This is a genomic window from Paenibacillus diazotrophicus (assembly GCF_042610465.1).
Genome location: NZ_JBGJZN010000008.1, coordinates 220,270 through 240,523, shown reverse-complemented (window position 1 = coordinate 240,523; position 20,254 = coordinate 220,270). Strand labels below are relative to the sequence as shown.

19 protein-coding genes and 1 riboswitch are annotated in these 20,254 nt (G+C 50.2%); of the genes, 1 reads left to right on the top strand and 18 read right to left on the bottom strand.

The genetic code is table 11. From position 1 onward, the window contains the following. Window positions 1–72 precede the first annotated feature (72 nt). The 9 genes from ccsA to ytfJ form a co-directional block, all read right to left on the bottom strand. Window positions 73–1,335 (bottom strand): cytochrome c biogenesis protein CcsA, encoded by a 1,263-nt coding sequence (gene ccsA, locus ACAN54_RS25640; RefSeq protein WP_379162237.1) that lies wholly within the window; start codon window positions 1,333–1,335, stop codon window positions 73–75. Then, window positions 1,332–3,023: a cytochrome c biogenesis protein ResB gene (resB, locus tag ACAN54_RS25635; RefSeq protein ID WP_379162234.1), complete on the bottom strand. Its 1,692-nt coding sequence runs from the start codon at window positions 3,021–3,023 to the stop codon at window positions 1,332–1,334. Before resB ends, ccsA begins: the two co-directional genes overlap by 4 nt. Beyond that, window positions 3,020–3,544 (bottom strand): redoxin domain-containing protein, encoded by a 525-nt coding sequence (locus tag ACAN54_RS25630; RefSeq protein ID WP_379162231.1) that lies wholly within the window; start codon window positions 3,542–3,544, stop codon window positions 3,020–3,022. Before ACAN54_RS25630 ends, resB begins: the two co-directional genes overlap by 4 nt. Before the next feature lie 111 nt (window positions 3,545–3,655). Next, window positions 3,656–4,414 (bottom strand): pseudouridine synthase, encoded by a 759-nt coding sequence (locus ACAN54_RS25625; RefSeq protein WP_379162228.1) that lies wholly within the window; start codon window positions 4,412–4,414, stop codon window positions 3,656–3,658. 20 nt (window positions 4,415–4,434) lie between these two features. Continuing rightward, window positions 4,435–4,779: a peptidoglycan recognition protein family protein gene (locus tag ACAN54_RS25620; RefSeq protein ID WP_379162225.1), complete on the bottom strand. Its 345-nt coding sequence runs from the start codon at window positions 4,777–4,779 to the stop codon at window positions 4,435–4,437. Window positions 4,780–5,145: 366 nt separating this feature from the next. Beyond that, window positions 5,146–5,634: a spore maturation protein gene (locus ACAN54_RS25615; RefSeq protein WP_379162552.1), complete on the bottom strand. Its 489-nt coding sequence runs from the start codon at window positions 5,632–5,634 to the stop codon at window positions 5,146–5,148. A gap of 52 nt (window positions 5,635–5,686) precedes the next feature. Continuing rightward, complete coding sequence (locus tag ACAN54_RS25610; protein ID WP_379162223.1) at window positions 5,687–6,340, bottom strand: nucleoside recognition domain-containing protein; 654 nt, start codon at window positions 6,338–6,340, stop codon at window positions 5,687–5,689. Between the two features lie 33 nt (window positions 6,341–6,373). Next, window positions 6,374–7,588: a D-alanyl-D-alanine carboxypeptidase family protein gene (locus ACAN54_RS25605; RefSeq protein ID WP_379162220.1), complete on the bottom strand. Its 1,215-nt coding sequence runs from the start codon at window positions 7,586–7,588 to the stop codon at window positions 6,374–6,376. Window positions 7,589–7,739: 151 nt separating this feature from the next. Beyond that, entirely contained in the window at window positions 7,740–8,243 is a 504-nt protein-coding gene (gene ytfJ, locus ACAN54_RS25600; protein ID WP_379162217.1) for a GerW family sporulation protein, read from the bottom strand. A gap of 234 nt (window positions 8,244–8,477) precedes the next feature. Here ytfJ and ACAN54_RS25595 point away from each other — a divergent pair, with 234 nt between their 5' ends. Continuing rightward, window positions 8,478–9,389 carry a hypothetical protein gene (locus tag ACAN54_RS25595; protein WP_379162214.1) on the top strand — a complete coding sequence of 304 codons (912 nt, stop codon included), beginning with the start codon at window positions 8,478–8,480 and terminating at the stop codon, window positions 9,387–9,389. A 66-nt stretch (window positions 9,390–9,455) separates the two neighbouring features. On the opposite strand, the gene ACAN54_RS25590 is transcribed toward ACAN54_RS25595, so the two are convergent. The 9 genes from ACAN54_RS25590 to ACAN54_RS25550 all read right to left on the bottom strand — a co-directional run bounded on the left by ACAN54_RS25590 (window position 9,456) and on the right by ACAN54_RS25550 (window position 19,990). Beyond that, complete coding sequence (locus ACAN54_RS25590) at window positions 9,456–10,175, bottom strand: DUF2953 domain-containing protein (protein ID WP_379162211.1); 720 nt, start codon at window positions 10,173–10,175, stop codon at window positions 9,456–9,458. Window positions 10,176–10,347: 172 nt separating this feature from the next. Then, complete coding sequence (gene scpB, locus ACAN54_RS25585; protein WP_379162208.1) at window positions 10,348–10,953, bottom strand: SMC-Scp complex subunit ScpB; 606 nt, start codon at window positions 10,951–10,953, stop codon at window positions 10,348–10,350. Then, the gene (locus ACAN54_RS25580; RefSeq protein ID WP_379162205.1) at window positions 10,922–11,713 is read right to left on the bottom strand and encodes a segregation and condensation protein A; all 792 of its coding nucleotides are present in this window, start codon (window positions 11,711–11,713) and stop codon (window positions 10,922–10,924) included. Before ACAN54_RS25580 ends, scpB begins: the two co-directional genes overlap by 32 nt. Before the next feature lie 159 nt (window positions 11,714–11,872). Further along, complete coding sequence (ribH, locus tag ACAN54_RS25575; RefSeq protein WP_379162202.1) at window positions 11,873–12,343, bottom strand: 6,7-dimethyl-8-ribityllumazine synthase; 471 nt, start codon at window positions 12,341–12,343, stop codon at window positions 11,873–11,875. Between the two features lie 44 nt (window positions 12,344–12,387). Next, window positions 12,388–13,641 carry a bifunctional 3,4-dihydroxy-2-butanone-4-phosphate synthase/GTP cyclohydrolase II gene (locus ACAN54_RS25570; protein ID WP_379162199.1) on the bottom strand — a complete coding sequence of 418 codons (1,254 nt, stop codon included), beginning with the start codon at window positions 13,639–13,641 and terminating at the stop codon, window positions 12,388–12,390. A gap of 63 nt (window positions 13,642–13,704) precedes the next feature. After that, complete coding sequence (locus ACAN54_RS25565) at window positions 13,705–14,373, bottom strand: riboflavin synthase (RefSeq protein ID WP_379162196.1); 669 nt, start codon at window positions 14,371–14,373, stop codon at window positions 13,705–13,707. Between the two features lie 23 nt (window positions 14,374–14,396). Beyond that, window positions 14,397–15,497, bottom strand: coding sequence for a bifunctional diaminohydroxyphosphoribosylaminopyrimidine deaminase/5-amino-6-(5-phosphoribosylamino)uracil reductase RibD (gene ribD / locus ACAN54_RS25560; RefSeq protein WP_379162193.1), 1,101 nt, complete (start codon window positions 15,495–15,497; stop codon window positions 14,397–14,399). Between the two features lie 230 nt (window positions 15,498–15,727). Continuing rightward, window positions 15,728–15,898, bottom strand: a riboswitch (FMN riboswitch). A gap of 96 nt (window positions 15,899–15,994) precedes the next feature. Further along, complete coding sequence (mscL, locus tag ACAN54_RS25555; RefSeq protein ID WP_379162190.1) at window positions 15,995–16,396, bottom strand: large conductance mechanosensitive channel protein MscL; 402 nt, start codon at window positions 16,394–16,396, stop codon at window positions 15,995–15,997. A gap of 129 nt (window positions 16,397–16,525) precedes the next feature. Then, the gene (locus tag ACAN54_RS25550; RefSeq protein ID WP_379162187.1) at window positions 16,526–19,990 is read right to left on the bottom strand and encodes a collagen binding domain-containing protein; all 3,465 of its coding nucleotides are present in this window, start codon (window positions 19,988–19,990) and stop codon (window positions 16,526–16,528) included. Between the last annotated feature and the right edge of the window lie 264 nt (window positions 19,991–20,254).

The following is a 20,254-nucleotide window of genomic DNA, read 5'->3' as shown; positions in this document are numbered from 1 at the left end:
ACAACAACCCCTTCATCAATTACAGTACAACGTTACCCTTAGGTATAAGTGCCTCTTCGGCAGATTGTAGATTCAGTCTGTTCCGGCATAGGAATGAAGTCCGGCAATCACCAGATTCACTCCAACCAGGGTAAACATTACGACCAAAAAGCCGAGTACGGCGAGCCATGCAGATTTGCGTCCCTGCCATCCGCGGGCGAGCCGCAAATGCAGGTAGGCGCTGTAGAACAGCCAAGTGACCAGTGCCCAGACTTCCTTGGGGTCCCATCCCCAAAACCGGCCCCAGGCCACTTGTGCCCATATCATTGCAAAAATCAAAGCCCCCAGTGTAAAGATCGGGAAGCCGATGGCAATTGCCCTGTACGTAATTTCATCGAGGTCATTCTCATCAATTCCATCCAGAACCGGATGAATCGCTCTGCCCAGCGGTTTGCGGGCAGCCAGACGCAGAATTCCATATACAATCAAACCGGAAATCAGCGACCAGAGAACTGTGTTGAATTTACGTCCGGCATTGACACCATTCATCCAAGATGGCGCTTCAAAAAGCGGCTCTTTCATTCCAAGAAAGGGCTGGAAGCTCTCAATTTCGCTATGGTAAGGTGCCACGATGGGTGGCATTTTATAACTCACTTTCTCTATTGTACTATCTCCCTGCCCGGGGCTGTCAATCGTAACGTTAGAACGAACGAAAACCGTTTCGTATCCTGCACCCCGAAAAGCAAAAACCGATCCAAGAAACCCAATTATAACAATGATTGAGAACAGAGTAAATTCGACCAGACGCTGCTGCTTGCGGTCAGCCTTCTCCTTGCCGGCAAAATTAACAGTACGAAGAAGATACATCAGCCCGGCGGCAAAACCTACGGCAAAAAAGGATTCGCCCAATGCGGCCAGCGTGACATGAATATTGAGATAAATCGATTTAAGCGAAGGGATGAGCGGCTGAACCTCTTGGGGAAATACTGCCGCATATGCCATAACTATGATCGAGATCGGTACCGCGAAGACTCCGAGAATAATTTTGCGGTAAATAGAGAAAATTACAGTAAAAGCTATCATGACCATCATGGATAAGAATGTCATGAATTCGTACATGTTGCTGACCGGAATATGCCCAGACCCGGCCCAGCGGGTGAAGAAATAGGCAAGATGACAAACCAGGCCCAAAGAGGATACGATAAAAGCAATCCTTCCCCAACGGGCAGTGTGCTCCTCCGGTTTCCTGCCGGACCATTTCCGGCCCATAATCGCAATAGTGTATAACATGAATGACCCGCTGTATAGAAAAAATGCGGCAATAAAGACGTCACTGCTGAAGTCGAGCAAGCTCATGTCATGCCTCCCCCGTTATCCAGAGATTTTTCATCCACGATCAGATCCGCTTTCGCCAGAATCGACACGATCTCGCGGCGGAAGCCGAACCAGTTCTTGTTCGTATGACCTCCGAGTACCAGCTCACCATGATCGATAGCCAGCCATATTCGCCGATGCTGCCAGTAGAAGCCAAGCACCAATCCAAGCATAACAATGCCCGCACCAATCCAGACAAAAGGCATAGCCCGGTCTACGCGCAGGTTCAGGTAAGCTGTTGATTCCGAGAAATCCACATCTCCCATGCTCCCTACTTCAAGCTCAAGGAACCGCCCGTTGCCGCCAAGCTTGTCATTAATGGCATTCATCTGGAACTTTTCCTTGTCCACCTGTTTTGGAAAATAGAAATACTGCTGCCCTCCGGCCGGCAGATCCGGTCCTGTAATCAGGAACAGGAAGGCTGGAGCATTCGGATTGGGGGATTTGGACACTGGCTGTCCTTCATCATTCAAACCGAAGTCCATATATTTCTCTTTAAGTTCCAGCGTATAGGGGCCAAGCTGAAATGTCCGCTGCGGATTTTTCATGTCCAGCTTGAACTTGCCATAGACCTCACCATTCTTAGAATTTATAAGTTCCGGCTGCACCGAACGCAGTACCGGGGTTAGATCATAGTCAAACTGATACGCTTTCAATCCTTTGTAGCTAAGCGGAGAATTCACCCGGATATCATGTCTGGCCACCTCGGTCAGATTAGGCTCCTTGGAGGGGTCTGTACAGTCTGCAGTGCATTCGTAGAGAATAGCCTTAGTCTCGTAAAGTTTCGGGAGAACTTTGGTCCCGCGGAATTCCTTGGGCATTTCTTCCTCTGTATAGAACTCTACAGTAAACTTCTCGTTCTTGAGATAATAGGTAGTGTCTGGAATTCTTACTGCATCACCTTGCTGAAATGCCAAATGCTGATCCATATTCAGCCCCGGGAGACCTCTGGCCAATACAGCCAGTAAAAAAATAATCAGGCCAATATGTATGACATAAGGCCCCCAGCGGCTAAAACGGTGTTTCTCGGCGAGCAGTGCGCCTCCCTCTGTCCGGACACGGTAGCCCTTCTTCTGGAGCGGCTTCACCAGACTTCCGACCCAGACTTCAGGCTCTTCCTGCAGCTCAGTCACAAGCACCACCTTTTGACGGGTAAGAAACTGCCGGTGCTTGCGGATCTTTTGCCGCGTTAATGCCTTGTATAGAGGAAGCACACGGTCGAGGCTGCAGATAACCAGTGAGGCGCCAATGAGCACTAGCAGAGACACGAACCACCAGGATTCATAGGTGTGCGAAAGGCCGAGTTTATAGTAAATCTCCCCGGCTGTTCCGTACGTTTCTTGATAATAGGTTGATGCATCAATATTGAGAAAAGTGCTCTCCTGGGGAAATATCGTTCCCAGCATAGAACCCAGCAAAGTCAGAACTATCAGATAAATGGCGATCTTGACCGAGGAGAAAAAATTCCACACCAGGTCGATCACTCCGGGATTCACCCGCTGTGAACGCCGGGCCACACCGTCATACCGCATTTCCAGATTGCCTGCGGAGAGCTGTTCCTCTCCGTCGACCGGCTTGCCACAGGCCTCGCAAAGGACCGTACCTACCGGATTCTGATGGCCGCATTCACATTTGGTGTTGGTGATCAGTGGGGTTCGCTGTTCCTTCACGGCTCCACCAGCTTCCTGATCTGATCGTCAAGTGTGCCAAGATCCAGCTGTCCGATGTGAATGCTGTCCACCCTGCCCTTGGTATTAATGAAGAAGGTGGTTGGAAGCGGTGACACACCATAGCTGCGGACAGCATCGCGGCTGCTGTCCATGACCACGGGAAAATTGATATTGACAAGCTTTACAAAATTCTCGACTGTCATCTGATCCTCACCGACATTTACGCCTACAACCACTACGCCCTGATCCTTCCACTTCTGCCATTGCGCCTGCAGTGCAGGCATCTCTTTGACACATGGGGCACACCAGGAACCCCAGAAATTAAGCACCACGGACTTGCCCTTGTATTCGCTAAGCGTATGAGTCAGGCCATCAAGCCCCAGCAGTTCAAAAGACGGAGCTTTTCCGCCTTCCTTGGGCTTGCCGTCTCCTCCAAATACCGAGGAACCGATTGCATAACCTCCAAGCAGGATGATTACAAACAGAATGATAATTTGAACCGGCTTTCTCGCTTTGCCCACACGCCAAGCCCCTTTCTGTGACGCAACTCATTATTTTAGTTGTTAGGTGTGAACATCCTATGAACATTATAACGAATATTGTCACAGTTTTAGGAGGGGCAATTGTGAACTTTATGTGTCTTTGCGGGTTGGGTTCGCTTTTAGCATCCCTGCTTTGGCAATTTGCTGAAGATGATTGATCTCATCCTTGGTCAAATGGCGGTATGAGCCTCGCTTGAGATTCTGCAGCAGGATATCCCCGAAGGAGATCCGCTTCAGCCGGATGACAGGATGGGACACCGCTTCGAACATGCGGCGCACCTGACGGTTGCGGCCTTCATGAATCGTAATGCTGATGACGGTTTCTTTGTTCGCTTCATCGATATCCTTGTATTCTACCTCTGCCGGTGCAGTCATACCATCTTCCAGCTTGATGCCGGCTTTCAGCTTGTCCAGCGCGCTTCCATGCGGCACCCCTTTGACCGTGGCCAGATAAGTTTTGGGTACATGGTGCTTCGGATGGGTGAGCAGGTTGGCAAACTCTCCGTCATTCGTCAGCAGCAGCAGCCCTTCTGTATCATAATCCAGACGGCCTACAGGGTATACACGCTCTTTGATGCCTTTCAGGTAATCCGTTACCACTTTGCGTCCCTTGTCGTCGGAAGCGCTTGTAATCACACCTTTAGGCTTGTTGAACATAATATAGATTTTGTTCTCGCCCCGGATCAGTCTACCTGCGACCTTAATTATATCTGTTGCGGGGTCCACCTTCGTGCCAAGCGTAGTTACGAGTTCCCCGTTGACTTCCACTTTTCCGGCCAAAATCATTTCTTCACACTTGCGTCTCGACGCTACACCTGCCTGCGCCAATATTTTCTGTAATCTTTCCATTTTCGACTAGTCACCTCAGGTTAATGATAACCATCAGCGGGATAAATCACAAGTTCATTCCAAGGAAAAAATGCTCCCGGACAGGTTTTTGTGTGGGTTTCCACCATCAGCGGGTCAATTTGATAACGCGAAGCTAACTCCAAGATGAGCTTGCCGGCCGCAAACAGCTGAACTTCACGCTTAAGCACAGGCGGCAGCATGTTCTCCTCACCGTAGTTACCCTCAAGGCAAACATGAATATACTCCGGGTCGGTGAGCAGCGGTGCGGCATAAATCGAACCATCTGCTCCTACCCAAAAGTCAAAGCCCTTGCCATTAATCGACGGACAGCGGGAATGATGCAGAATAAAGCCTTTGTACTCCATCTTTTTCTGTCAGCTCCCTCCTGTATTGGTGCATTAGCATATGACACAAGGGGGAGCGGGGTGAGGCTGTGGACTAAAAACTTTGACCAGTTGACTAATTGTAACTCCAAGGTACGTTTGGACTTCCGGCCGCTGACGCTCCTAAAGTTCCAAACTTCCTCTCCGTTACTCCGTCGAAGCAGCTAGACACATTCAAAGATAAAAGCCAAACAGCCCTCACCTGCACTTAAGGGGGAGGGTAGTGCGCAAATAAGAGCATTCCGGTGCGTAGCAAGCTGTATCCTCTACCGTTCGCAAGATAATGCTGCTCATGGAGCATGGCATGATGTCCGCCAGCGATCCTCCACGGATATCCAGCAGCGGATATCACCCAAACACCAGCAGACACACGGCAATTGCGGCAACAAAGCCGACGATATCGGAAAAAAGCCCAACCTTGAGGGCGTAACGCCCGTTGCGGATGCCTACGGCGCCGAAGTACACGGTCAGCACATACAGAGTAGTATCAGTGCTTCCCTGTATCGTAGAGGCAATCATACCGATTAGAGAATCGGGACCGTGAACACTAATAAGATCCGTGGTATACGCAAGTGAGCCGGTACCCGTAAGCGGACGCAATAAGCCGAGCGGCAATACTTCCGCAGGCACACCCAGACCGTCAAGAGCAGGAGCGATGAAGCTCATGAGGAAGTCCAAGGCACCCGATGCACGAAAAACACTAATGGCAACAAGCATGCCGACAAGATGCGGAATGATTGCAATAGCGGTGCCGAAGCCGTCTTTAGCCCCTTCGACAAAGGATTCATAGACTGGAACCTTACGTGTGAATGCGTATAGTGGAATAAAGGTAATCATGACCGGAATCGCCCAGGCCGAGATAAGGCTGATTAGCTGGAACAAGGCAGGCTCACCCTTTCAGGGAAGTATGCGGCAGCGCTGAATGAACTGGCCCTACGGTAGGCGGCGGCCCGGGTGGCCTGCGGAGGAGTGCCAGACGGCGGCACAACCTGTCTGCAGCAATAGCCGCCAACGTCGCTACCGCAGTTGCCGCCAGTGTGGTGCCGACGATAGCCGCAGGATCTGCCGATCCATAGTTCAGCCGGATGGCAATCAGCGTTGCCGGGATCAGGGTAATGCTGGCGGTGTTCAGCGCGAGCAGTGTACACATCGCCGGAGTCGCAGTCTCCTTGTCCGGATTCAGGGTCTGCAGCTCCTGCATCGCCTTGATCCCCATAGGTGTCGCTGCATTGCCGAGACCGAGCAGATTGGCACTCATATTAGATAGGATGTAGCCGATGGCGGGGTGACCCTTCGGCACATCAGGGAACAGATAAGAAACAAGCGGGCCCAGTACTCTGGCAATTTTTTTGAGCAGGCCCGCATCTTCGGCAACCCGCATGATCCCCATCCAGAACACAAGGACACTGATTAGGCCAAAACTGACAGTGACCCCGTTTTTTGCTCCGTCAAAGACAGCAGCCGTGAAAGCGTCCATGCGGCCGTTCACAGCCGCAAATACAAAGCCGATGAGGATCATCCCCAGCCAAATTCCATTAATCATGTGATTCCCTCCCCATTCTATGCCGCCTTCGGTTCACTTCCCTGTCTCACCCATTTGAAAAAGAGCCCGCAGTGCGCTGCCGAATGCCTGCAGCCAATGATGCACCGGATACGCTGCTGCTCCTGCCGATCCGTATTTTTTATAATAGGGGGATTGCTCTGGCGGCAGCTGATCCGGCGGATAGACTGGAACACGGCCTATCTCCTTGCCGCCAAGCTGCAGTACCAGAATTCCTTTGAGTCCAAAGCCAGTGTTGCTTCGCGTCTCTTTCGGCTCAGACGCCTTCATCTCCGGATTAAGTACAAGCCGGGTAACAAGCCGCGCTTCCTCGCCCTGGCCTAGAGGGTACGAAAATGACCGGCCTGTCACGTAACCATACCCGCTAATTCCTTCCCCCCGTTCAACGAGCCGCTTGAGCGGATAATGGTTGAACCCGAAATCCAGCAGCGCCGCATGATCATTCCAATCATCCCCGTCATTCAGCGTAACAGCGACCAGTTGCTGGCCCCCCCGGGTAGCGGAGCTAACGAGGCAGCGGAGTGCTTTTTTGGTATATCCCGTCTTCACCCCGTCTGCCCCCTCATACAAGCGCAGCATTTTATTCTTGTTATGCCATTTGTAGTCCCATTTCTCATACGGATTATCAGCCGTTTTCTCCTGGGTTTTGACAATCTTCTTAAATACCGGATTATGCATCGCATAGGCTGTGAGTACAGCCAGATCATTCGCGCTGGAATAATGGCCTTCCGCATCCAGTCCATGGGGATTGGCAAAATGGGTATTCCGAAGCCCCAGCTCTTCCGCTTTGGCATTCATCAGATAGACGAAGCCCTCTTCCGTTCCTCCAACATGCTCCGCGATTGCTGTTGCCGCATCATTTCCCGAGCGCAGCATCAGCCCGTACAGCATATCCTCCAAAGTCATTTCTTCTCCTTGTTTCAAATACAGAGAGGAGCCCTCTTTGGCGAAGGCATTCCTGCCCACCTTGACCTTGGAGAGCAGATCCCCATGTTCTATGGCCACAAGAGCAGTCATGATCTTGGTCAGGCTTGCAATCAGCATAGGCTCGTCCCCACGGCTGCTGTACAGCATCCTGCCCGATTCTACATCAATCAGCGCTGCAGCTCTGGCATGGGTGGAGATGGTGCTATTCTCGGCTTGAATGATAGGCTGTGGAGCTATACAGAGCAGCAGAGCACATATTAAAATGATCAGCGGCGATTTAAGATTTGGTGTATTCATGTTCATCCTCCGACTTCTTATCAGTTCGCTTGTATAGTACAAGTGTATGCAGGGCAAGGGACAGGTATGTCCTTCTTTATCATCAACAAAAAGGGACACCGCCGTCTAAGCGATATCCCCTTGGCTGCTATTCCGTTGTCATAATGAACCTGTACAACTAGTGTGTCGAAGGATCCGAAGTGACCGTCTCGTGCTTGATCACTTCTTTTTTGACCACCGGGTTTCCTACCACTTCTGCACCTACAGGAGTACCATTTTGTGAGCCATTCTGGAACATGGTTTGAATTTTGTCAATGAGCCCCGGGGTGGCATCGATAATTTTTTCAAACAAATGGGTTTGATTATCCAGTGGCACAATGTGCACACCTTCCCTGCCGACTACGAGAAAAGCAATCGGGCGAATCGATACCCCGCCGCCGCTACCGCCGCCGAACGGAAGCATTTTGACACCGGACCCTGTACCATTCACACTCGGAGCATCATCTTCCACGCGGAAATCACTGCCGCCTGCTGCAAAGCCGAAGGCTACTTTACTAATAGGCAGAATCACGCTGCCATCAGGTGTTTCTACCGGATCGCCAACAATCGTATTGACATCCACCATGCCTTTAATATTTTCCATAGCGGTCTGCATGAGACCTTGAATCGGGTGATCTGACATCTAAGTACTCCTCCTCTGCGTTCTGAAAAGATAAGGGAAATGCCTACTCTTGTAACAGTTTGCTCATATACCGGGCATGATATGTACAGCAGGTGATAATTAAAATACGGCGGCAATCAAAAAGCTTCTGGTGATCTGTCCAGATCTAGCCTTCGCCAATTCGCCTCACATAAAATCCGCCGCAGAGGCCAAAATGATGCCTAAGCAGAAAAATCTGTCCATGGAGGCTGAGTGATGATTTTCACAAAAATTTGGCAAGCGGATATGGAAGGCAGCGGCGTGATGCCTCTGGTAAAAGGCTTAAGTGATGGGCAAAAGGATCCGCACAAGGGGTATGTGGTCGTAGATATGAATCCTATGCCGGAGCAGTATGCGGATAAAGGAAAGGAGTGGAGTGACGGAGATCAGATCAAAATCTTCAAGGAGGTCGTCATTCCAAGCGGCAAACGGTTGTCCTACGATCTGTTCATGCAGCTTCATAATAGTTATGAACAGAATGTTAAGCAAAGTGATTCGGCCTCATCCGGAAACATGAGAGAAATCAATGAGTTCCTTGAATATGCAGCCGTTACGGCACCTATGCGCCTTGCCCGCAAATACGCTGAGGATTATCATCATATCCGCGCCGGCTGTTCCAAGGAAGAATGGATTGATACGCTCCGCTCGATCTGGTTCAAAGCAGACAAACCGAACCGCCCTACCTACTTTGAGCAGGTTTTTATCGGAGAAAGGGCAAGCAGCCGCGAAATATGGGGAGAACATCATTTTTGGTACCATTATTCTATAAACAAAGGTCCTGCTCTGTCCCTGGAGAATGCGAATTCCAAAGTCTTTGTTAAGCATATTGAAGTTGGCCGGACCGGAAAAAGCAATCTGGCAGAGATCATTACGCTAACCTGTACTCTGGAAGAGAAGATGAATAACGGCAGCCACAAGGAACAAGTCAGAGAACTAGGCGGACTGTTAGTAGGGACAAGTGCAGAAGGCCTAATGGCCCTGGGAACCGTTGCCTATCTGGACGGACGGGAACAAATTCCCATGGAGCTTAACGGGGAAGCTTTTGAATTAATGATGTACAGAACAGAGGATGCTGCTAACAATCCACAGGTCTTCTTCCTCAAGTCCAAGTCCCCGGCGCTTATATAAACCGCAATATAACATTAAAAGACAGGACGCAAGTAACTACAGCGCCACTGTCTTTTTTATTGTCCGCTATTCGGATTTCCCCATGGGACTTTGAGTTTTGCGGCTTAACAGTTCCCTCCAGCGGTGCAGACCGCCTTCCACTTTGGATATGCGCCGCAAAAGCACTATCCCTGCAAAAAAAGCATAGCCTGCAGACAGCTTTCCGACACATACTGCTTCGGTGGAGAAGCACAGCTCATCCCGGAAAACCGGAGCAACAAACAGCTTTGGGGCCTTTTTCAGCCGGACCTGACTGGACAACCAGCCTGCAATCGTCCACTTCAGCCCCCAAAGTGCACCCACTGCCGTCGCCGTCCCAGCCGCATCCCCCAGTGAGAAATCAGTGGACCAGTCAAACTTCGTGATCTGGAGATGGGACATCGTATGTCTCAGCCATTTCTTCAGACCATGTGTCGCCTTAAGCGCCTTACGGATATTCTGCAGCCATTCGGTAACCAGTTCTTTGTCAATTTGCTCTTCTTCGTCTTTATCTGTACGGACCGGTGCGATGCCGCTCTCTTCCAGCTTGACTTTGATACCCTTCTCCATCCCCTGAAACACTAGCGCAGGCAATTCATAGTGAAATTTGACCAAGCCAAAGACGGCTTTAATGTCCAACTCTATCCGGTCATCTGTTCCCAGCCTGCACAGCCGGAAATGAAAATGTATGTATGAAGTCAATATTAGAAGCAGCAGTACAATCACAAGCAGCAGCAGCGCGAGGGATATTGCCAGCCATAACGTCACGAAAGTAACCTCCATGCAACCCTATATTAGGAGCCTTTGGTTTAGTATGGCTATTTGACCTGGAATAAATTCCATACTCCGACAAAAAAGCCCCATAACCTCCTTCATGCGGTGATTCCGCATTATATCGGGGGATATTAGGGCTATGCTAATTCATAAAAGTATTGTTGCATTATGCCTGTTCCGTATCCTCAAAACTCATCTGGCTATCCAGCTTGCTGAACAGGAGCTGCGTCTCCTCTTCCAGATCGTCGGAGGAACCATCGAAACTTGAAGGCTCCGGCAGTTCCTTCAGGTCCGCGAGGCCAAAGCTCTCGAGGAACGATTTGGTTGTTCCGTAAAGAATGGGACGGCCCACTGCCTCTGCACGACCCACCTCATGGATCAAATCCTTGTTGTTCAGCGTATGGATGGCCCGCTCTGACTTCACACCACGGATCTCTTCAATCTCTACGCGGGTAATCGGCTGACGGTAGGCGACAATGGCCAGCGTCTCAAGCGCTGCCTGTGACAGCGATGAACGTGAGGGCGAATAGGCAAGCCGCTCAAAATACGGAGCATGGTCAGGCAGTGTTGCCAGCCGGTAATTGCCGGCAATCTGCACCACCTGCAGACCACGTTCCTGTGAAATATAATCCTCTTTCAATTCCTCCAGCGCTTTGCCGGCAACATCCGGCCGCTGCTCGGTGATCTCAGCGATCTGACGCACAGACAGCCCTTCATCGCCGGACAAGAACAGCAGGCCTTCAATAATCGATTTCAGCGTTTTGTATTCCACTAAATGCTTCTCCTCCTCTCCACTCCATTACGATGTCATCAAATAATTTCTCCTGATAGCAGAATATCGCCTTCATCTTCATCAGCTCCAGAATAGCGAGAAAGGTGACCACGATCTCATGCCTGGCCATTTCATCATGCAGCAATGCAGAAAACCGCATTCTGCCGCCTGCCCCCTTGCGCTGGAGGGCTTCAGACACATCCCGTATTCTGTCCTTCACCGAAATTTCATCCCGGGTAATGCGCTGATAAGAGGATCTTCTGGCTGCCTTACTAAGCGCTTTCCGAAAGGCAGCGATAAGATCCGCAGTATGCAGACCCTTGATCGTATTGTCGATTTGGGCCGGCACGAATGGACCCAGGTCCTCCGGCTCCTTGGTAAAAATCAGACTTCGTTCACTCTCCATATCCAGCAGCTGGACAGCAATGCTCTTGAATTTGCGGTATTCAATCAGCCGCTGAACCAGCTCTGCCCGCGGATCGTAGCCGTCATCCTCGTAATATTCGAAATCTTCAATTTCGATCACCGGCGGCTTCGGCAGTAGCAGTTTGCTCTTGATCGACAAGAGGGTTGCAGCCATCACCAAAAATTCGCTCGTAATATCCAGTTCAAGCTCCTGCATGCTCCGCAGATATTCCATGTACTGCTCGGTGATCTCGCTGACCGGAATGTCCTGGATGTCGATTTCCGCTTTGTCAATTAAGTGTAAGAGCAGATCGAGCGGACCTTCGAACGTCTCCAGCTTGTACAGTACAGTCACGCGGTTTCCTCCCGCCAAAAAAAAGTAAAGTGCAGCGCCGCCCGGGCGCTACACAAGTAGAAAGTTCTTATGGTTCATGCTTTCTTCTTATACATATAAATAAGCACGATTTAAGCCGATTCGTCAAGAGGCTCCTTTACTCAAGCAGAAATAGAAGGTTTATATTTTGAAAAGTTTGTTCAGGTTCGCCATTTCAATTGCAGCGGTCGCGGCATCCCAGCCTTTGTTGCCGGCTTTGGTTCCGGAGCGCTCGATCGCCTGCTCAATATTCTCGGTTGTAACCACACCGAAGATAGTTGGGATACCTGTTTTGAGATTGATCGCCGCTACTCCTTTAGCTACCTCATTGCACACATAATCATAATGTGTCGTAGATCCGCGAATGACGGTTCCAAGGGTAATAACCGCATCATATTTGCCGCTTTCGGCCATTTTTTGGGCGATCAGGGGAATTTCAAATACTCCCGGAACCCAGGCTACATCCACTTCATCATCCCCTACACCATGTCGCTTGAATGCATCGAGTGCGCCAGACAGCAATTTGCTTGTAATGAACTCGTTAAAACGGCCTACAACGACCCCGTATTTCAGTCCCTCGGATACTAAATGTCCTTCTAAATAATTCGGCATTGTATTCATCTACCCTTCATTAGTAAGTTAGTAAGTTATGGATGTTACAGCTTGGAATCCTCATTTTGTTCAATGTTATCAAAAGTCAGCAGGTGGCCCAGCTTGGCCTGCTTCGTATGGAGATAGTTGGTGTTGTCCTTGTTCTCCGGCATTTGAATCGGCACACGTTCCACAACCTCTAGACCGTAGCCTTCCAGCCCTTTGATCTTGCGGGGATTGTTGGTCATCAGCCTGATCTGGCGCACTCCAAGATCCTTCAGGATCTGTGCTCCAATCCCGTAATCACGGAGATCGGCCGGGAAGCCCAGCTTCAGGTTGGCATCTACAGTATCCAGACCTTCCTCTTGAAGTTTGTAGGCGCGAAGCTTGTTAATTAGACCAATGCCCCGTCCCTCCTGGCGCATATAGAGCAGAACACCGCGGCCTGCGGCTTCAATCTGGCGAAGCGCCGCTTCGAACTGCGGTCCGCAGTCACAGCGGTGGGAATGGAACACATCTCCGGTCAGGCATTCGGAATGTACACGTACCAGCACGGGCTCCTCACCGGAAATATCACCTTTGACCAAAGCAACATGCTCTTTGTCATCTACTTCATTCGTGTACGCGATCGTCTGGAAAACGCCGAAGTCTGTCGGCAGATTGACCGACACCTCACGGTTCACCAGCTGCTCCTTCTCATTGCGGTAATGAATCAGGTCCTTTATACTGATCAGCTTGAGATCATGCTTCTTCGCAATCTCCACCAGATCCGGCAGACGGGCCATCGTCCCGTCTTCCTTCACGACTTCGCAGATGACGCTGGCCGGATAAGCACCGCACATGCGGGCCAAATCCACTGCAGCTTCCGTATGGCCGGAACGCCGCAGCACACCGCCTTTCTTCGCAATCAGCGGGAACATATGGCCCGGTCTGCGAAAATCGGAAGGTTTGGCATTCGGATCCATCAGGGCCTGAATGGTTAATGATCTTTCTGCGGCAGAGATGCCTGTGGTGGTATCCTTGTGATCGACGGAGACGGTGAAGGCAGTGCCATGGTTATCGGTGTTATTTGCCACCATCGGCTGTAGATCCAGCTCCTCCGCCCGTTCTGCTGTAATCGGCACGCAGACCAGTCCGCGTCCCTCGGTAATCATGAAGTTGATCACTTCCGGTGTAGATCGTTCGGCTAGTGCGATGAAGTCCCCTTCATTCTCCCGGTCCTCATCATCAACCACGATAATGACCTTGCCGCGCATCAAATCGTATATCGCGTCCTCAATCGGGTCCAGGACGCTGTCATTCTTCGCTTGCTGGCTCATCATTTTGTCCTCCTGACAGCTTTACGTCTACCCTTGCGGGCTAACCGTAAGCCTGTTCATAATTTATACAAACCCGTTCGCCGCTAGAAAATCGTGGCTGATCCGGGAGCTGTTCTCCTCTTCCCCATCTCCTGAAAGTGATCTATAATTCAGTAGATGATCCACATATTTGCCGAGCACATCGCATTCGATGTTGACCCGGTCCCCGTTCCGTTTGTGAGCCAGGACCGTTTCGCCGAGCGTATGTGGAATAATTGAAACGGTAAACATGGAAGCCGAGGTGTCCACCACCGTCAGGCTGATGCCATCAATCGTGATAGATCCTTTGGGAATAATAAATTTGAAAAGCGATTTACGCTCCGGCGCTATTTCGAACACAACCGCATTCTGATCCCGTTTGACCGAACGAATCTCACCGGTTCCATCCACGTGGCCCTGAACGATATGCCCTCCGAAACGCCCACCTGCAGCCATGGCACGTTCCAGATTCATCCTGCTGCCGCTTCGCAGCTCCTTAAGCGTGCTGTTACGGTAAGTCTGGGGCATAACATCTACGGTAAAAGAATGATCTCCGAGGGAGGTCGCCGTAAGGCAAACCCCATTGACGGATACACTGTCTCCTATTTTCAAATCATCCATAATGAGAGAAGCGCCGATATTCAGCACCATCATTTCGCCGCCACTGGTTACCCCGCGCAGGACGCCGACCTCCTCAATCAAGCCTGTGAACATGTGATCCCCTCCTGAAACTTGCTTTAGCGGATAGGCGTCCCGCTGATACACACATTATCCCCGAGCACTTCGACTTCCAATCCTTCGAGTGTGATCGCATTCTTCATCAGCTCGACACCCGGAAAGTCAAAGGTTCCAGGTGCAGCAGCACCGCCGCCGACAATCTTCGGAGCGAAGAAAAGAATCACTCGGTCCACCAGCCCACTCTCCAGCATGGCGCCATTGAGCGTTCCACCACCCTCGAGCAGGATCGAACCGATCTCTAATTCGCCTAGCGCGCTCATCGCCGCCTTCAGATCCACTCGCGGCCCGTTGCCGCTGATAACGATCTGCACACCAGCGTCCTTAAGCAGCGCCTGCTTTACCGGATCAGCGGATTCTGTAGTCACGACAATGGTAGGTGCCTGACCATCGCTTACGACTGCGGAATCCAGTGGAATCCGCAGCGCCGAGTCAATCACGATACGGACAGGGTTCAGTCCCGGCACTTCCATTCGGGTCGTTAAGGAAGGGTTATCGGCGATCACCGTGTTGACCCCGACCATAATACCCTGGTGACGGTGCCGCAGCGTATGTACGATCTCCCGGGACTGGCCATTGGATATCCATTTGCTGTCCCCTGTCCGGGTCGCGAGCTTCCCGTCGAGCGTGCTGGCGCTCTTAAGTGTGACAAACGGCTGCTTCGTCAAAATATATTTGATGAACTTCTCATTAAGACGCTGTGCGCGGCTGCGGAGCAGCCCTACTTCTACCTCAATCCCCTGCTCGCGGAGCATGGCAATGCCCTGGCCGGCAACCTGGGGATTAGGGTCCTCACAAGCCACGACCACACGGGCTACACCTTCATCAATCAGCCTTTGGCTGCAGGGCGGGGTCTTGCCATAGTGGCTGCAGGGCTCAAGGGTTACATAGGCCGTACTGCCTTGTGCCTGGCCTGCCGCCATATTCAGCGCATGCACTTCAGCATGACCAGTCCCGCGCTGCAGATGGGTGCCCAGCCCGATCATAGCACCGTCTTTTACAACTACACAGCCAACTACAGGATTAATACCTGTCTGTCCTTGCGCTCTTTCCGCCATATCCAGGGCGAGCGACATATAGAATTCATCGTTCATTGCATCCATGTCCTGCCTCCGATCCTCTAGCTGTATCTTTCCTGATTCTGTTCGAAACATTCTGTTACAATAGAAAACCCGCCTCAATCTCCAGGTGGAGTTCAGACGGGTTATACGAGAGTTTACTGGCAGTTCGAATAAAACTGCGCGTTTCACAGTCAAAAAAACAATTGTGAAAGTTCGCACATATTATTCGATAACACTGCAGTACGCCTGTCTATATAAGCACAGAACGTCAATCTCTCCTTCTTCCATCCAGACTATACTGTCGGTCCTGGAATTGCACCAGGTCCACCGTCCATATGATACATACGAAGCGGGTAGCGGACTTAGCAGCGCCATCAGCTTGTTCAGCTAATTGCAGAAGCATCACCGCCGGTAGGGAATTACACCCTGCCCTGAAGGATTGATAATATTTAATTATTTTTAAGTTTACCTACAACAAAATTATCACTTTGACACAGGAAATGCAAGTGCGTTTATGAAATTAACTTTATTTAAGTAACTCAATTATCTTTTTGCACCTGATGATCCGCACGTAATAAATCACGAATCTCCGTTAACAGAACTACCTCTGGACCGGGGGCAGGTTCTTCCACTACCTCAACTTTTACCGTTTCCTTACGCTTGAAGCGGCCAGCCAGCTTGATCACCATGAAGATGGAGAAGGCGATGATAAAAAAGTCAACGACCGTCTGCAGGAACACACCATAACTCACTACTGCCTTTCCATAGGTGAACTGGAGTCCGCTCAAATCGATTCCACCGGTGATCATACCTATCAGCGGCATAATAATATCGGCAACCAGCGAGGATACAATTTTGCCAAACGCTGCACCAATCACCACCGCTATTGCAAGATCGAGTACATTTCCCTTCAAGGCAAACTTTTTAAATTCCGACCACATTTGAACTTCCTCCTATGCTTTGTGTTTGAAGTTATTATAGCATTTCTAAAGAACTTTGTATTTGGCTATAAAAAAAATACACGCGGCAACAACTCTGCCGCGTGCATTTACCACAATGCTTGGTAATCCTTACTCTTTACGTCTTCTGAATACCATGCTTAGGATAAAGCCGGCAAGGATTAGACCCAGACCCGCCATGTAGATAGGCAAAGGACTGTTCTCTCCCGTCTGCGGCAGTTTGCCGGCTGACGCTTCGGCAACCGTTCCCTTCGGAACATCATCCTCGTCGACCTCCACACCGCCAAGCGGAATGTCATCATCAGGCAATATGACTGCTGCCGGTGACGAAGAAGACGATGGTGATAATGACGGTGTTGTACCTGGAGTAACTACCGCACCTGCAGGTATTTGCGGTTCATCGATGATGACCCCTGGCACACTTGAAGCCGCAGGTATGGTTGTTGCAGGTACTCCCGGAACAACTGCTGGAGTTGGTGCTCCAGTAGGAATTGCCGTCGGTATTGGTGCAGGCGATATGGTCGGTGCCGGTGACCCGCCTGGTACAGTAGATGGCGTTGGCTCCGTTACCGGCGTCGATGTCGGTGTCGATGCCGGTGTCGGCGTAGCTGTGGATGGCGCCAGCTTTGTATTAAGCACCATCAAGCTGATATTAGCTGAAGAGCCAATAGTGACCGGATACTCACGGGAATCCAGCGCATATCCGGAAGGAGCTGCCGTTTCAATCAATAGATAGCTTCCAAGCCAGATATTGTTGAATACCGCACGTCCATCTGCGTCTGTGGTTCGGGTATTAACAAGCAGTCGTTCATTGCCATTCAAACGATACAGATCGAATGTTGCCCCGGCTAGTTTAAGCCCGCTGTCTGCTGCATCCAGCTTCTGAACAGTCAGGGTTCCGCGTACACCGCTGCCTGTTCCCGAGCCGCTGGAAACACCCACAATAATCTCTTTGGTAGTGTCCTGGCTGACCACTTTCACATTATTACCGCTGAGATTGACGGTATTGATCAGCTTATCGCCGGAATTCGCAACGATCAGCGATTGATAATCCAATATAAATGCGGAATGAATATCATGGAGGAAGCTGAGGATGAACCTCTGCTTACCGTCAGCATCTGCGCTGATGTTCAAGGTATAATCTGCGTTTTCCACTAATGCTGGACCGCCCTTGCTAAGCTCTCCATTAACTGCCGCTATAGCAGGATAAAGATGGAAAGAATCCGGAAGCAGGATTTGGTTCGGGCTCGGAATATCCGTCAACACCGCATTCTTCACATATGACTGTGAGCGGTTGACATCAATAGTCCAGTTCAGCTTGTCGCCATTCTGCATACCATCTTTGAATACATATTCCCCTCCAAAAGGGATGTTCACTGTAGCCATTAAATCTTTGGATACTTTCTTGATTCCATCCAGCAGCTTCGCTGTATTGGGCACAGTGGAATCGATTAGCTGCCCTTCCAGACTCGTCTTGAATTCAAGGTAATACGCAGAGCTTATGCCTTCCTTAAATCTAATGTTAAGCTCATTACCGCTGCCAACACTGAAAGTATAAGCATCCTTGCTGAATTCAGCGCCTTTGGAAGGTTCGCCTGAGGTATTGATATTCATGTTGTAGACTTTAAGCGAGCCAGGGACCAAAGTCTGTCCGGAGCCAAGAATATCAGATACAATCGGTTGCGAAATAGACTTACTGTTATAGTTGATGCCTACGGTCCAAGTAATTTCTTTTGCTGCAGCATCATAAGTTCCTGCTTTGAAACCATTGTTCTTCACCTCGGCACGGGGAATAAACAGTCCCTGGGCTTCCGTCCAAAGCGGCGGGCCTTCAATGTCTTTCCAGTCAACCCGGGCGTTGTTCACAAAATTATCGGTATTACCAGTAAGCCAGTCGTTGTTGAACTCTGTCCGGTAAGTGATGGTATGGGTTACGGAGAGTGCCTTCGTAAACTTGACCTTGAATCCGGATTTCGGCTCATCCGGTTTATTCAGTCCCCACTGGTATTCGGACTCATTCAAGACTGTGCCGCTTGCATTCCTTACGACCAGAGTTCCCGGAATGAACTTTTGTCCTCCCTGCGGGAAGGTATCGGTCACCACTACGTTTCTCATAGGCAGATTGTCACCGTTCACGGTGATTTTCCACTCGGTAGTATGATTCTTGTAATCTACTCCTGACAGTGTTTTGTAGATGATGGCCGAACGGATCTTTTGTGTCGCATCCACACTATAAGTGCTGTCTGAGACAGTATTGGAGATAGTGGTGTCCTTCATTACACGGCCTAAGGACTGGGTTTTGTATTCAATCCGGTAGGCTGAAGAAATTCCATTCAGGAACTCCAGCTTGAAGCCGTTTTTCTCCACACCGATTAATCCGGTTACGGTATAGTCAACGTTCTGCAGAAGAGCTGTCCCTTTGATAGCTGTACCTGTGGAGTCCAATGTCACCGGATAGACGACCAGCGAATCTGTAATCAGCCTCTGTGAGTCGTTGAAGTAGTCTGTAAGCACCCCGCTGCCTTGCGGGATCGTTCTATTGTTATAGTTGTACTCGATGGCCCAGGTGATGATCTGCTTACCCCATTCATAGTTCGTTGCCATCTTGTTCAGACTTCCGCCACGCTCAATGGTTACGGTAGCGGATGAGCTTACCGGCGCACGTCCCTCTCCTGTAAAAGTAGCCGTATTCGTAAAACTGCTCAGCACGTCGCTGACCACAGCCGTCGAATAGGCAATCCGGTATGCTCCGGTGATTACAGGATCGGTGAAGCGCACTGTAAGCGTCCCGTCCGCAATATCATAAGAATATTTGCTACTGTCAATCAGTGCACCTACAGTGACTGTGCCATCCAGTTGAATGCCCAGTTGATATACAGCTAGCGAAACGGTGCTGTCCATGGACAAGCCTTCGGGAACCGGATCCGTAATAACCGCACCGGTTACCGCCTCCAGCTTCTTGTTGACATCGACAGTCCAATCAATATGTCTCGCATTGAAGCCGTCCGGGGTACCTTTTTTCTCAATCGTTGAACCCACGGACGGCTTGAAATTCACCGTAACCGTCTGGGAACCCCCGTTGACAGGGAATATAATATCTTGGGTCGTACTGCCTGAAATGACCTGTTTGTCAAATTGAGTATGGATGCTAAGAGTACCTTGAATATTGTCATGCGTCTGGATGTAGTTGTTGAAGCTCATGAGTACCTGATGTGTGGACTGGCTGACCGTGAAGGTGCCTACCTCTCCATCATCCGAAACCAGCGAACCGCTAATGTCGTTAAACAGCTGGAATTGTGCCGGAAGCTGAAAAGCAAACGTGTCTCCTGCAACGTATCCGTGTCCATTAGGAAGCGCCCATGTATAGTCCAGAGTGACCTTGGAATCCACCTCATACACATTATCTGTCACTGTCTGGCCATCTGGCCCGTACACCGCCATTGACACGCTTGTAATAATATCACGGTCATTCTCAATTCCTGCAGCCGTTACCTGCGTAGTAAATCCTATGCCGTATGCATACTGCACTAACAGCACGAGGATAACCAAGGCCACACTTACTCTTTTTTTCACCATACTCAAAAGCCCCCGTTCCCCAGTGTTTTGTCGGATTTCTGATCCTATTGCCGCGCCCCTGCCCAAGATTGCCGCCGAACCGCCCAGTTATAGACATACTCCGCTTGAAAGCCAGTTATGTATTCCGGATCATCCATGCGTCAACTTATGTGGATTTTCTATATATTTTCCTTTTCTGGCCAGAGTCTGCGATATATACTTATATCACCTTAGAGTAGATCATTAGAATCAGAAATTGTTAAAATTCCGGATTTTTATTTTTTG